This is a genomic window from Streptomyces sp. NBC_00503 (assembly GCF_036346895.1).
Lineage (GTDB): Bacteria > Actinomycetota > Actinomycetes > Streptomycetales > Streptomycetaceae > Streptomyces.
The window spans coordinates 5,816,527-5,830,086 of sequence record NZ_CP107855.1 but is presented as its reverse complement, the minus strand read 5'-3'; the positions used below and the strand labels follow the sequence as shown (position 1 = coordinate 5,830,086).

Sequence of the window (13,560 nt, the reverse complement as noted above, 5' to 3'; positions counted from 1 at the left end):
TGTCTTGCAGTCAGTCTTCATCACCGTGCAGCCGCCGTCGTACCGACAGCAGCTCCACTTCCGGACGTGCCGCGACCAGCCGCTCGCAGCGGTCCAGTACATCCGAGAGGAACCCCGTGTCCCCACTCACCAGAGCGACCCCTATGAGGGCCCTGCGGTGCAGGTCCTGGTCGCCCACTTCGGCCGCGCTCACAGAGAACTTGCGCTGGAGCTCGGCCACGATGGGCCGGACGACGGAGCGTTTCTCCTTCAGCGAGTGAACGTCGCCGAGGAGCAGATCGAAGGACAGAGTCCCCACGTACATGCAGTTCCGGATATCCCGCCGGTGCGGGTTCGGTGGCCTGCCGGCCGTCGCGCGGCAGGGTCACCAGAACCGTACACGCAACGGCCGGGGCCGATCGACGGATATTCCGCCGACCGGCCCCGGTGTTACAGCTACCTACGACACGGTGCGAACCGCCTCGCGCTTACGCGCGGGGCTTCTCGCGCATCTCGTACGTCGCGATGACGTCGTCGATCTTGATGTCGTTGAAGTTACCGAGGTTGATACCACCCTCGAAGCCTTCGCGGATCTCGGTGACGTCGTCCTTGAAGCGGCGCAGACCGGAGATGTTGAGGCTCTCGGCGATGACCTTGCCATCGCGCAGGAGCCGCGCCTTGGTGTTGCGCTTGACCTCGCCGGACCGGATGAGGACACCGGCGATGTTGCCCAGCTTGGACGAGCGGAAGACCTCGCGGACCTCCGCCGTACCGAGCTCGACCTCTTCGTACTCCGGCTTGAGGAGACCCTTCAGGGCCGCCTCGATCTCCTCGATGGCCTGGTAGATCACCGAGTAGTAACGGACGTCGACACCCTCGCGCTCCGCCATCTGCGCGGCACGGCCGGCCGCACGGACGTTGTAGCCGATGACGATGGCGTCGGAGCCCATCGCCAGGTTGATGTCGGACTCGGTGACCGCACCCACACCGCGGTGCAGGACGCGGATGTCGACCTCTTCGCCGACGTCGAGCTGGAGCAGCGAGGACTCGAGGGCCTCCACCGCACCGGACGCGTCGCCCTTGATGATGAGGTTGAGTTCCTGGACCAGACCGGCCTTGAGGACCGAGTCGAGGTCTTCCAGGGACACCCGGCGGACGCGCTTGGCGAAGTTGGCGTTGCGCTCACGCGCAGCACGCTTCTCGGCGATCTGACGGGCCGTACGGTCCTCGTCGACGACGAGGAAGTTGTCGCCGGCGCCGGGGACGTTGGTGAGACCCAGGACCAGGACGGGGGTCGCGGGACCCGCTTCCTCGACGTTGTTGCCCTTGTCGTCGAGCATGGCGCGCACTCGGCCGTAGGCATCGCCCACGACCATCGTGTCGCCGACGCGGAGGGTACCGCGCTGGACGAGGACGGTGGCAACGGCACCGCGGCCGCGGTCGAGGTGGGACTCGATCGCAATACCCTGAGCGTCCTGCTCCGGGTTGGCGCGCAGGTCGAGCGAGGCGTCGGCGGTGAGGACGACGGCCTCGAGCAGGGAGTCGATGTGCAGACCCTGCTTGGCGGAGATGTCGACGAACATCGTGTCGCCGCCGTACTCCTCGGCGACCAGACCGAACTCGGTGAGCTGACCGCGCACCTTGACCGGGTCGGCACCCTCGACGTCGATCTTGTTGACCGCGACGACGATCGGAACGCCGGCGGCCTGGGCGTGGTTGAGCGCCTCGATCGTCTGCGGCATCACGCCGTCGTTGGCCGCGACCACGAGGATCGCGATGTCGGTCGACTTGGCACCACGGGCACGCATGGCGGTGAACGCCTCGTGACCCGGGGTGTCGATGAAGGTGATCTTGCGCTCTTCACCGTTGACCTCGGTACCGACCTGGTACGCACCGATGTGCTGCGTGATGCCACCGGCCTCGCCCGCAACGACGTTCGTCTTGCGGATGGCGTCGAGCAGTCGGGTCTTACCGTGGTCGACGTGACCCATGACGGTCACGACCGGCGGACGCGGCATGAGGAATTCCTCGCCGCCCTCGTCCTCGCCGAACTCGATGTCGAAGCCCTCGAGGAGCTCGCGGTCCTCTTCCTCCGGGCTGACGATCTGAACGACGTAGTTCATCTCGCCGGCCAGCATTTCGAGGGTCTCGTCGGAGACGGACTGCGTGGCAGTGACCATCTCGCCGAGGTTCATCATCACGGCGACGAGCGACGCCGGGTTGGCGTTGATCTTCTCCGCGAAGTCGGTGAGGGACGCACCGCGCGACAGGCGAACGGTCTCGCCGTGACCACGCGGCAGCATGATGCCGCCGACCGACGGGGCCTGCATGGCCTCGTACTCCTGGCGACGCTGGCGCTTGGACTTGCGTCCACGACGCGCGGGACCACCGGGACGACCGAAGGCACCCTGCGTGCCACCACGGGCATTGGGACCACCGGGACGCCCGCCGAAGCCGGGACGACCGCCGCCACCGGCACCAGCCGGACCGCCGCCGAAGCCGCCACCACCGGGACGGGGACCGCCGAAGCCGCCACCGCCGCCGGGACGCGAGCCCGGACCGGCCGGACGACCGGCGAAGCCGCCGCCCGCGGGACGACCCGCGCCACCGGCACCGCCGGGACGGGGACCACCGGCACCGGGACCACGGCCACCGGGGCCGCCACCGGGACGGGGACCGGGACCACCGGCAGCGGGACGCTGCGGCATCATGCCCGGGTTGGGACGGTTACCACCGGGGGCACCACCGGGACGCGGGGCGCCGCCCTGCGGACGGGGCATGCCGCCCGGGGTCGGACGACCAGCGCCCTGGCCCTGCGGACGCGGGGCGCCACCGGGGCCGCCCTGCGGACGGGGAGCGCCACCCTGGCGGTCACCGGCGCCGGGGGCACCGGGACGGGGAGCGCCGGCCGGACGGGGCGCCTGCGGGCGCGCCATGCCGGTGGAGCCACCAGAGGTGAACGGGTTGTTGCCCGGACGGGGACCGGCCGGACGGGCACCCTGCGGACGCGGGGCCTGAGCGCCACCGGTACCACCGGCGGGACGCTCGGTGCGCGCCGGAGCGGCACCGGCCGGACGCGGGGCGCCGGGACGGGCGCCGGCCTGGCCGCCCTGACCCTGCGCCGGACGCTGCTGCGCCGGACGCGGACCGGGGGTGGCGCCGGGACCGGCGGGACGGTCGGTGCGCGCCGGGGCAGCGGCGGCCGGAGCCGCCGGAGGCGCGGAGAACTCGGTCGCCACGGGAGCCGCCGGAGCGGGCTTCGGGGCGGCCGGAGCCTTGGGACCGGGACGCGGGCCGCCTGCGGCGGGGGCCGGGGTCACCGGGGCGGGCGCTGCGGCGGCCGGGGCCTCCGCGACGACCGGCTTGGGGGCCGGGGCGCCGGGCTTCGGCGCCGCGGGACGTGCAACGGCACCCGGAGTGGGAACTCCGGGCTTCGCGGGGGCGGCCTTGCGGGGCTCGCCCGGCTTCGCAGCGGGCTTGCCGGCGTTGCCGCCGGGCCCCTGCAATGCATCGGTCAACTTGCGTACAACCGGCGCCTCGATCGTCGAGGACGCCGAACGGACGAACTCACCGAGTTCCTGGAGCTTGGCCATGACGACCTTGCTCTCAACTCCGAACTCCTTGGCGAGTTCGTATACCCGGACCTTAGCCACTTCGCTCCTTTTAGGTCCGGGTTACGCCGGACCGTGTCTACTTCATGCTCGTACTCATCGCGTACTCATCGAGGGGTGCTCATCGCAATCTCGACCTACTTCCAACTCGCGAGGTACCTGACCGCACGGTGATCCGTGCCGTACTACGTTCTTCTTACGGTGTCGCCTCGGCCTGGGCAGCCATGGCATTGCGCAGCCCTGCCGTGTCGAGCGCTCCCGTGGACCGAAAGGCCCGGGGGAATGCTCTGCGGCGGACCGCCTGGTCGAGGCAGACCAGGGCGGGGTGCACGTAGGCACCCCGGCCGGGCAGCGTACCGCGTGGATCGGAGACGCATTCGTCACCGATCGCCACGATGCGCAGCAGATCGCTCTTGGCCGCTCGCTCCCGGCACCCGACACAGGTACGTTCGGGGCATGCGCGGGCTTGCGTCCGGCCAGACACGATTAAGTCTACCTCCCCGTACCGACCTCACCCCTTCGGGCGAAAAATCGAACGGACGTTGTGTTTCTGTCTACCGCCCGGACAGCTCCGTGCGGTACCGGTTTATTCCCCGCGGCGGTCGTCGCGACGGTCGTCCCGGCGGTCTTCCCGCCGGTCACGGTCGCCACCGCGGTCGCCGCCGCGGTCACGGTCGCCCTCGGCCGAGGGCTGCTCCGTGTCCGGACGGATGTCGATCCGCCAGCCGGTGAGGCGCGCGGCGAGGCGGGCGTTCTGGCCCTCCTTGCCGATGGCCAGCGACAGCTGGTAGTCGGGCACGGTCACCCGCGCGGAGCGGGTGTCCCAGTCCACGACCTCGACCTCGCTCACCCGGGCGGGTGACAGGGCGTTGGCGACCATCTCCGCCGGGTCGTCCGACCAGTCGACGATGTCGATCTTCTCGCCGTGCAGCTCGGCCATCACGTTGCGCACGCGGCTGCCCATCGGGCCGATGCAGGCGCCCTTCGGGTTGAGGCCGGAGCGGTTGGCACGGACGGCGATCTTGGTGCGGTGACCGGCCTCACGGGCGATCGCGCAGATCTCGACGCTGCCGTCGGCGATCTCCGGGACCTCCAGGGCGAACAGCTTCTTCACCAGGTTCGGGTGGGTGCGCGACAGGGTCACGGACGGACCGCGGACACCCTTCGCCACCCGCACGACGTACGCCTTGATGCGCAGGCCGTGCGTGTACTCCTCGCCGGGCACCTGCTCCTGCACCGGCAGGATGGCTTCCAGCTTGCCGATGTCGATCAGGACGTTCTTGGGGTCCTTGCCCTGCTGGACCACGCCGGTGATGACGTCGCCCTCGCGGCCCAGGAACTCGCCGAAGGTCAGGTCGTCCTCGGCGTCGCGCAGACGCTGGAGGATCACCTGCTTGGCGGTCGTCGCGGCGATGCGGCCGAAGTCCGACGGGGTGTCGTCGAACTCCTTGGCCTCCTGGCCCTCTTCCAGGTCCCTCGGGTCCTCGGTCGCCCACACGATCACGTGACCGTTGGTGCGGTCGAGCACGACGCGTGCGCGCCGGAAGCTTCCCTCGGTGCGGTGGTACGCGATGAGGAGGGCCGACTCGATAGCCTCGACGAGCAGGTCGAAGGAGATCTCCTTCTCCCGGACCAGACCCCGCAGGGCACTCATGTCGATGTCCACGGCTACGCCTCCTCTTCCTTCTTGTCCTTGCGGTTGAACTCGATCTCGACACGCGCCTTGGCGATGTCGGTGAATGCGATGCGCCGGGCGGTCGCCTTGCGGCCCTTCACGCCCGGGACTTCGAGGTCCATGCCCTCGTCGTCCACGTCGAGAATGCGGGCGATCAGTTCCCCGCCGTCCGACGTCTGGAACTTCACGAGACGGCCGGTCGCCCGGAGGTAGTGACGGTGCTCGGTCAGCGGGCGGTCAGCGCCCGGAGAGCTCACTTCGAGGACGTACTCGTCCTCACCCATCGCGTCGGTCTCGTCCAGCAGGTCCGAGACCTCGCGGCTCAGCTCGGCACACGCGTCCAGCTCCACGCCTTCGTCGGAATCCACGATGATGCGCAGCATCCGACGCTTGCCCGCCTTGGACGTCTCGATCTCCTCGAGGTCCAGGCCCTTGGCAGCGACCAGCGGCTCCAGCAATCCGCGCAGCCTGTCGCTCTGGGTGGTGCTCATCCGGGTGACTCCTCGGCCGCGTGTGCTGTTGTGGTTTCCGTCGTGTGTCAGGTCAAAGGGTATCCGGTCGCGGAGGGTGTTGCCGTCCGCCCTGTGGACGGGGCCCCGGGTACCGTGATCACACCCTGCCCCGCCCTCACCCCCAAGGACGTCCCCGTGCCCTCGATCATGCCGTCGCGAAGAAGCCTGCTCGCCGGTGCCGCGGGCATCACCGGCGCCGCGCTGCTCAGCGGTTGCTCCGGCGGGGGGCCACCCGAGTCGGAGCCCGAGATTCCACTCGAACGGCGGATGCGTGAGACGGCCGTACGTGACAGCACGCGGCTGCTGGAACGTTACGACGCCACGAGCGCGGCCCATCCGGCCCTGGCCGAGCGCCTCGCCCCGCTGCGGGCCTCGGTCGCCGCGCACACCGCGGCCCTCGCCGCCGATCCGGCGGCGTCCCCCTCGCCGAACCGCTCCCGGAGCTCCTCCCCCTCGCCCTCCGCGTCCGCCGGCGTCTCCGCCCCCGTCTCCCCCGCCCCGGGCGCCGAGCCGGTACCGGTGAAGCCCGCCGAGGCGCTGACCGAGCTCGCGGACGCCGAGCGGAGCCTGGCCGAGGCCCGGACGATCTCGCTGACCGGGGCGCCCGGGGAGCTGGCCCGGCTGCTGGCCTCGGTGGCCGCCTGCGGCCGCGTACACGCGTACCTGCTGACCTCGACCCCTCCGGGAGCCGCATCGTGACCTCCGAACCCACCCCCGCCGGTCAGGTCCTGGAAGCCGCGCAGGCCGCGCTCGCCGCCGAGCACGCGGCGGCGTACGGCTACGGGGTCATCGGCGCCCGGGCCGCGGCGGCCCGCGCCGCCGAGGCCCGCGAGGCGTACGGGGGCCACCTCGCGCGCCGCGACGCGCTCACCCGCACCGTGCGCGAGCTGGGCGGTTCCCCCCGGCCCGCCGAGGCGGCGTACACCCTGCCGTTCGCCGTGCGCACGCCCGACGACGCCGAACGGCTGGCCGCCGGGATAGAGGACCGGGTGGCCGGCGCGTACTCCGATCTGGTGCGGGCCGCGGAGGGCCCGTTGCGCCGCGAGGCGGCCGACGCGCTGAGCGCCGCGGCCGTGCGCGCGGCCCGCTGGCGCGGCGGCGGCGTAGCCTTCCCTGGGCTCACGGAACGCGCTGACGCAGCGCAGAGGTAGCGCGGAGACCCCCGCGACGAGCCCGAGCACAGCTGAAAGGGACCACGCACGCATGGCTTTCGAACCGCCGCAGCGGCTTGTACGGGCGCTCGGCGAGCTGCCGGAATCGGCGCAGACCGCGGACTGGCTGGGGCACTTGCCCCAACTGGCGCAGACCGCTCTGACCCGGCGGGGGGTGGAGGCGCAGCGGGTGCAGGCCCCCGGCGGCCGCGGCAGCCTGGTCCTCCTCGTCCGGTACGCCGACGGGACCCCGGCCGCGCTGAAGCTGGCGCCGCCCGCCCTGCGGCCCGACCGGGAACTGGCGGCGCTGGCGCACTGGGGCGGATTCGGGGCCGTACGGGTCCTCGACTCCCGCCACCACGAGGAGGACGGGGCGCTGCTCCTGGAGCGGCTGCACCCCGAGGTGTCCCTGCGCTCGCTCCCGGAGGCCAAGGCGCTGCTGGAGGCCTGCGGCACGCTGCGCAGGCTGTGGGTGGCCCCGACGGCCGGGCACGGCTGGGAGACGGTGGCCCAGCGCACGGCCGCGCAGGCCGAGGTGTTGCGCAAGGCTCCCCCGGAGGCGGCAGAGCTGGCCTCGGCGGCGCTGGCGGCCCGCGAGGAGCTGACGGCCGCGCCGGCCGAGGAACTGCTGCTGCACGGGAACTTCCGGCAGGGCAAGGTGCTGGCGGGCGAGCGGGCTCCGTGGCTGGCGGTGGGCCCGGACCCGATGGTCGGCGAGCGCGCGTACGACCTGGCCCGGCTGGTACGGGACCGGCTGGAGGACCAGGTGGCCTCCTCGGCGGGGGCCGCGGGCGCCCGGCGCCGGGTGAACAAGCTGGCCGACGCGCTGGAGGTGGACCGGGACCGGCTGCGCGGCTGGACGCTCTTCCGGGCGGTCGAGTCGGGCAACCGGGCGCTGGCCGCCGGACGCCGTCAGGACGCGGAGCTGCTGCTGGAGTTCGCGGGCTGGTTGTAGGGGCATACCGTAAGTAGGTAGGTGTGCCCTGCGGGAGGCCGTCATGGTCCAGGAACTGCTGATAGCGGGAGTCGCCGCGGGCGCGGGTATCGCCGCATGGATGGGCGCCGCTTCCCGGGTGGTCAAACAGTACGAGCGGGGCCTGGTCTTCCGCTTCGGCCGGCTGCGCGAGGGCATCCGCGGCCCCGGCTTCACGATGATCGTCCCGGGCGTCGACCGGCTCCGCAAAGTGAACATGCAGATCGTGACGATGCCGGTGCCGGCCCAGGACGGCATCACCCGGGACAACGTCACGGTGCGGGTGGACGCGGTCGTGTACTTCAAGGTGGTCGATCCCGGCAACGCGATCGTGGCGGTGGAGGACTACCGCTTCGCCGTCTCGCAGATGGCTCAGACCTCACTGCGTTCGATCATCGGCAAGTCGGCCCTGGACGATCTGCTGTCCAACCGGGAGCAGCTCAACCAGGGCCTGGAGCTGATGATCGACAGCCCTGCGGTGGGCTGGGGCGTCCAGATCGACCGGGTCGAGATCAAGGACGTGTCCCTGCCCGAGACGATGAAGCGGTCGATGGCCCGGCAGGCGGAGGCCGACCGCGAGCGTCGGGCGCGGGTCATCAACGCGGACGCGGAGCTCCAGGCCTCGCACAAGCTGGCCGAGGCGGCGGCGGTCATGTCGGACCAGCCGGCCGCGCTTCAGCTGCGCCTGCTCCAGACGGTCGTCGCCGTCGCCGCCGAGAAGAACTCCACCCTGGTCCTCCCCTTCCCGGTGGAACTGCTCCGCTTCCTGGAACGCGCGGCCCCGGCCCCGGGCTCCGCCCCGCCGTCCGCCCCCGCGATGCCGGAGGCCGACGGCCCGCCTGCGGACTGACCGCCGGGCTGGATGATGCCGCGCAGCGGCATTTCCAGCCCGTCCGGCGTTTGAGGACCGGGTCCGGGCAGAGCCCGGGGAACGGTGGAAGGGCGGGTAGGGGACCAGCCCCGCAGGGCACCCCCGCAGCCACCGGCTAGGTCAGGCGGGCCAGGGCCTCCTCGAGCGGCAGCTCCTCACGGGTGCCGGCGGCACGGTTCTGGAGCTCGACCACGGACTCCGCGGACCGCCGCCCCGCGACCAGGATCCACGGGACACCGATCAGTTCCGCGTCCGTGAGCTTGACCCCGGGCGACAGCCCGGCCCGGTCGTCCAGCAGGACCCGCAGCCCCGCCCCGGCCAGGGCCTCGGCCGCCGACTCCGCGAGGGCGAGCGGTACCGCCTTGCCCGCGGCCACGACGTGCACGTCCGCCGGGGCCACCGCCGCGGGCCAGCACAGGCCCCGATCGTCGGCCGTCTGTTCGGCCAGCGCGGCCACCGCCCGCGAGACGCCGATCCCGTACGAGCCCATCGTGACCCGGACCGGCTTGCCCTCGCGGCCCAGCACGTCCAGGCCGAAGGCGTCCGCGTACTTGCGGCCCAGCTGGAAGATGTGCCCGATCTCGATCGCCCGGTCCAGGCGCAGCCCGGCCCCGCAGGAGGGGCAGGGGTCGCCGGGTTCGACGACCACCACGTCCAGGTACTGGTCCACCTCGAAGTCCCGGCCGCAGACCACGTTGCGGGCGTGCGTGTCGGGCTTGTTGGCCCCCGTCACCCAGGAGGTGCCCGGCGCCACGCGGGGGTCGGCCAGGTAGCGGACCTTGCCCAGGCCCTGCGGGCCCACGTAGCCCCGTACCAGATCGGGCCGGCCGGCGAAGTCCTCCGCCGTCACCAGCTCCACGACGGCCGGGGCCAGGTGCTCGCCGAGCTTGCCGAGGTCGACCTCCCGGTCTCCGGGCACGCCGACGGCGGTGATCTCGCCGTCCACCTTCACGAGGAGGTTCTTGAGCGTGGCCGAGGCGGGGACGCCGAGCAGCGCCGCCAGGGACTCGATCGTCGGGGTATCGGGGGTGTCGAGCTCCTCGACCGGCCCGTGCTCCCCGTTGGCCGGTGCGAGCGCGAAGGTCACCGCCTCCGTGTTCGCCGCGTACGCGCACTGCGGGCAGTCCGCGAAGGTGTCCTCGCCGGCCTGCGCGGGGGCCAGGAACTCCTCCGAGGCCGAGCCGCCCATGGCGCCGGACACCGCCGAGACGATCCGGTGGTCGAGGCCGAGCCGCTCGAAGATCCGCTGGTAGGCCGCGCGGTGGAGGGCGTAGGACTCCGCCAGGCCCTCGTCGGACACGTCGAAGGAGTACGAGTCCTTCATCTGGAACTCGCGGCCGCGCAGGACGCCCGACCGGGGCCGCGCCTCGTCCCGGTACTTGGTCTGGATCTGGTAGAGCATGACCGGCAGGTCCTTGTAGGACGTGCACTGGTCCTTCACCAGCAGGGTGAAGATCTCCTCGTGGGTGGGGCCGAGCAGGTAGTCCGCGCCCTTGCGGTCCTTGAGCCGGAAGAGCAGGTCCCCGTACTCCGACCAGCGGCCGCTGACCTCGTACGGCTCCTTGGGCAGCAGCGCCGGGAGCAGCACCTCCTGGGCGCCGATCGCGTCCATCTCCTCGCGGACGATCCGCGAGACGTTGTCCAGGACCCGCTTGCCGAGCGGCAGCCAGGTCCACACCCCGGCGGAGCTGCGCCGGACGTATCCGGCCCGGACGAGGAGGCGGTGGCTGAGGGTCTCGGCGTCGGCCGGGTCCTCACGGAGGGTCTTGGCCATGAGGCGGGACATGCGCTGCACGTGTTGCGTTGACATGACGGGAGGCTATCGGCCCGTCCGCCGGGCCCGGAAACGGTTTCAGCGCCTGCGCAGGGGCAGCGGGGCGCCCATCACGGCGTACGGGAGGCTCGCGCTCGGGAACCGGACGGGGCGGGCGAGGTCCGTGTAGCCGAGTGCCCGGTAGAGCCCCCGGGCGGGGCTTTCGGTGTCGATCGCGGAGAGGATCGAGCGGGGCTCGGCGGCGGTGTCGGTGATCCCGGTGATGAGGGCGCGCCCGACGCCGTGGCCCTGGAAGCCGGGGTGGACGTGCAGCTCGGTGATCACGAAGGATTCGTCGAGCCAGCCTTCGAGGCCGTCGGCCCGCAGGTAGGGCTCGACGACCCCGGACCACCAGTGCGAGCGGTCGTTGGGCATGCCGTAGACGAATCCGGCGAGCGCCCCGTCCTCGGCGAACGCGCCGAGCGCGCGGGCCCCGCGGCAGGTCATGTGGCGCTGGACGATGTAGCGCCGGATGCCGACCTCCTCCTCGCTCAGCCCGAAGGCCACGGCCTGCACGCGCAAGGCCTCGTCCACGCGGGCGACGAGGTCGAGGTGCCCGATCCGTAGTCCGGCGGGCCGGTCGGGGGCTTCTCCCCCGGGGGTTGACAGCATGCGGCGACCTTACTGGGCCGCCCCGGCCTGCGGGTATGCCTTCCGCACGCCCGGCCGGGACCGGCCGGGAACGATCCGGCCCGCGACGGTCGGAAGACGGTCGGAACAGGGTCAGAACAGGACGCTCATGAACGCGCCGACCTCGCGGAAGCCGACGCGGCGGTAGGAGGCGCGGGCGGCGGTGTTGAAGTCGTTGACGTACAGGCTGACCACGGGGGCCACGTCCCGGAGCGCGTAGGCGACCACGGCGGCCATCCCGGTCTCGGAGTGCCCGCGGCCCCGGAACTCCGGGGCCACCCACACGCCCTGGATCTGGCAGGCGCGGGCGGTCGCCGCGCCGATCTCGGCCTTGAAGACGACCTTGCCGTCCTCGACGCGGGCGAAGGAACGGCCGGTGGCCACCAGCTCGGCAACCCTGGCCTGGTAGAGCAGGCCGCCGTCCCCGGCCATCGGGGAGATGCCGACCTCCTCGGTGAACATGGCCACGCAGGCGGGCATGATCAGGTCCATCTCGTCCCGGCGGATCCGGCGGACCAGCGGATCGGCCGCGACCTCGGTGGACCGCTGCTCGGTGACCATGAGGGGCTGGTGGGAGCGGACGTCGCGGGCCGGGCCCCAGCTGGGCTCGAGCAGCTGCCACAGCAGCCGGGTGGCCTCGGCGGGACCCACGATGGAGGAGCAGCGGCGGCCGGTGCGCCGCGCCCGGTCGGCGAAGGCCCGTACGGCTTCTGGTCCGGCGCAGACGGGGACGAGGTTGGCTCCGGCGTAGCAGAGGGAGCGGAGCTCGCCGTCGGCGTACCAGCCCCACATCTCGCCGCCCAGGCGCCACGGATCCAGCCCCGCCACCTGGACCCGGGAGGTGACGAAGGCGTTCTCGACCGGGTCGCGTCCCAGGATTTCGAGCGCGGCGTCAAGATCACTGGGCTCTAGGACCCGGGTGGTGGTCTGCGTCAACACTGGGGCCTCACCATGCAAGTCTGCTGATCTCCGCACTGTACCCGGCACAGCTGCGCGATGCCGCGCGGCCCCTGCGGAGCCCCGGGCCCGTCACCGTTCAACGCGCGGAGCGATCCGCGGGACTACACGCCGATCGCGACCGTCGGCTCGCCCGACATCACGCCGTCCTTCTCCATCTGCTCGGCGATCTTCATCGCCTCTTCGATCAGCGTCTCCACGATCTTCGACTCCGGCACGGTCTTGATGACCTCGCCCTTCACGAAGATCTGGCCCTTGCCGTTGCCGGAGGCGACGCCCAGGTCGGCCTCACGGGCCTCGCCCGGACCGTTCACGACGCAGCCCATGACCGCGACGCGCAGCGGGACCTCCATGCCCTCCAGGCCCGCCGTGACCTCCTCGGCCAGCTTGTACACGTCCACCTGCGCGCGCCCGCAGGACGGGCAGGAGACGATCTCCAGACGGCGCGGCTTGAGGTTCAGCGACTCCAGGATCTGGATGCCGACCTTGATCTCCTCGACCGGCGGGGCCGACAGCGAGACGCGGATGGTGTCGCCGATGCCCTCGGAGAGCAGCGCGCCGAAGGCGACGGCGGACTTGATGGTGCCCTGGAACGCCGGACCGGCCTCGGTGACGCCGAGGTGCAGCGGGTACTCGCACTGGGCGGCCAGCTGGCGGTAGGCGTTGACCATGACGACCGGGTCGTTGTGCTTGACCGAGATCTTGATGTCGCTGAAGCCGTGCTCCTCGAAGAGGGAGGCCTCCCACAGCGCGGATTCGACCAGCGCCTCGGGGGTGGCCTTGCCGTACTTCTTCAGCAGTCGCGCATCGAGCGAGCCCGCGTTGACACCGATCCGGATCGGGGTGCCCGCGTCCTTGGCGGCCCGCGCGATCTCCTTGACCTTGTCGTCGAACTGCTTGATGTTGCCGGGGTTCACGCGGACGGCGGCGCAGCCGGCGTCGATCGCGGCGAACACGTACTTCGGCTGGAAGTGGATGTCGGCGATGACCGGGATGTTCGACTTCTTCGCGATCACGGCGAGGGCGTCGGCGTCGTCCTGCGTCGGGCAGGCGACGCGGACGATGTCGCAGCCGGAGGCGGTCAGCTCGGCGATCTGCTGGAGCGTCGCGCCGATGTCGGAGGTCCTGGTCGTCGTCATCGACTGCACGGAGATCTGTGCGTCTCCGCCGACGGCCACCGAGCCGACCTGGATCTTGCGGCTGACCCTGCGGTCGGCAAGCTTCGTCGGCACGGCCGGCATTCCGAGAGAGATGGCAGTCATCTGCTGTGCAACCCCAAGGTGTGGATCAAGGTCCCGAGATCGGCGGGCTCCAGCTTCCGAGATTACGCCAATCAGCGCGCGCCCCGCGCATCGGCAGGGGGTGTGCCACCCGAACGTAGGGAGCCG

At 71.7% G+C, this 13,560-nt stretch carries 13 protein-coding genes; 4 read left to right on the top strand and 9 right to left on the bottom strand.

Going from position 1 to position 13,560, the window contains the following annotated elements; all coding sequences use genetic code 11:
• Window positions 1-10 precede the first annotated feature (10 nt).
• From OG490_RS27075 to rimP, 5 genes are all read right to left on the bottom strand, one after another.
• Window positions 11-304: a DUF503 domain-containing protein gene (locus OG490_RS27075; protein ID WP_330298868.1), complete on the bottom strand. Its 294-nt coding sequence runs from the start codon at window positions 302-304 to the stop codon at window positions 11-13.
• Between the two features lie 163 nt (window positions 305-467).
• Window positions 468-3,632, bottom strand: a complete 3,165-nt coding sequence (gene infB, locus OG490_RS27070; RefSeq protein ID WP_330298867.1) for a translation initiation factor IF-2 — start codon at window positions 3,630-3,632, stop codon at window positions 468-470.
• Window positions 3,633-3,786: 154 nt separating this feature from the next.
• Window positions 3,787-4,074, bottom strand: a complete 288-nt coding sequence (locus OG490_RS27065; RefSeq protein WP_330298866.1) for a YlxR family protein — start codon at window positions 4,072-4,074, stop codon at window positions 3,787-3,789.
• Window positions 4,075-4,176: 102 nt separating this feature from the next.
• Window positions 4,177-5,256, bottom strand: coding sequence for a transcription termination factor NusA (nusA, locus tag OG490_RS27060; RefSeq protein WP_330298865.1), 1,080 nt, complete (start codon window positions 5,254-5,256; stop codon window positions 4,177-4,179).
• Window positions 5,257-5,258: 2 nt separating this feature from the next.
• Window positions 5,259-5,756, bottom strand: coding sequence for a ribosome maturation factor RimP (gene rimP, locus OG490_RS27055; RefSeq protein WP_330298864.1), 498 nt, complete (start codon window positions 5,754-5,756; stop codon window positions 5,259-5,261).
• Between the two features lie 114 nt (window positions 5,757-5,870).
• Between rimP and OG490_RS27050 the strand changes: the two genes are divergently transcribed.
• Genes OG490_RS27050 through OG490_RS27035 form a run of 4 tightly spaced genes read left to right on the top strand, consistent with a single transcriptional unit; the run spans window position 5,871 to window position 8,751 of the window.
• The gene (locus OG490_RS27050) at window positions 5,871-6,476 is read left to right on the top strand and encodes a hypothetical protein (protein WP_330298863.1); all 606 of its coding nucleotides are present in this window, start codon (window positions 5,871-5,873) and stop codon (window positions 6,474-6,476) included.
• Window positions 6,473-6,928 (top strand): ferritin-like domain-containing protein, encoded by a 456-nt coding sequence (locus OG490_RS27045; protein ID WP_330298862.1) that lies wholly within the window; start codon window positions 6,473-6,475, stop codon window positions 6,926-6,928. The genes OG490_RS27050 and OG490_RS27045 overlap by 4 nt, the downstream gene beginning before the upstream one ends.
• Window positions 6,929-6,980: 52 nt before the next feature.
• Entirely contained in the window at window positions 6,981-7,883 is a 903-nt protein-coding gene (locus OG490_RS27040; RefSeq protein WP_330298861.1) for an aminoglycoside phosphotransferase family protein, read from the top strand.
• 43 nt (window positions 7,884-7,926) lie between these two features.
• Complete coding sequence (locus tag OG490_RS27035) at window positions 7,927-8,751, top strand: slipin family protein (RefSeq protein WP_330298860.1); 825 nt, start codon at window positions 7,927-7,929, stop codon at window positions 8,749-8,751.
• Between the two features lie 136 nt (window positions 8,752-8,887).
• Here OG490_RS27035 and OG490_RS27030 read toward each other — a convergent pair whose 3' ends face one another.
• The 4 genes from OG490_RS27030 to ispG form a co-directional block, all read right to left on the bottom strand.
• Window positions 8,888-10,582, bottom strand: coding sequence for a proline--tRNA ligase (locus OG490_RS27030; RefSeq protein WP_330298859.1), 1,695 nt, complete (start codon window positions 10,580-10,582; stop codon window positions 8,888-8,890).
• Between the two features lie 42 nt (window positions 10,583-10,624).
• On the bottom strand, window positions 10,625-11,197 hold the full coding sequence (locus OG490_RS27025; RefSeq protein WP_330298858.1) for a GNAT family N-acetyltransferase: 573 nt from the start codon (window positions 11,195-11,197) through the stop codon (window positions 10,625-10,627).
• Between the two features lie 111 nt (window positions 11,198-11,308).
• Window positions 11,309-12,154 (bottom strand): GNAT family N-acetyltransferase, encoded by an 846-nt coding sequence (locus tag OG490_RS27020; RefSeq protein ID WP_330298857.1) that lies wholly within the window; start codon window positions 12,152-12,154, stop codon window positions 11,309-11,311.
• A 122-nt stretch (window positions 12,155-12,276) separates the two neighbouring features.
• A complete protein-coding gene (gene ispG, locus OG490_RS27015) occupies window positions 12,277-13,434 on the bottom strand; it encodes a flavodoxin-dependent (E)-4-hydroxy-3-methylbut-2-enyl-diphosphate synthase (protein ID WP_330298856.1) in 1,158 nt (385 codons plus the stop codon).
• Between the last annotated feature and the right edge of the window lie 126 nt (window positions 13,435-13,560).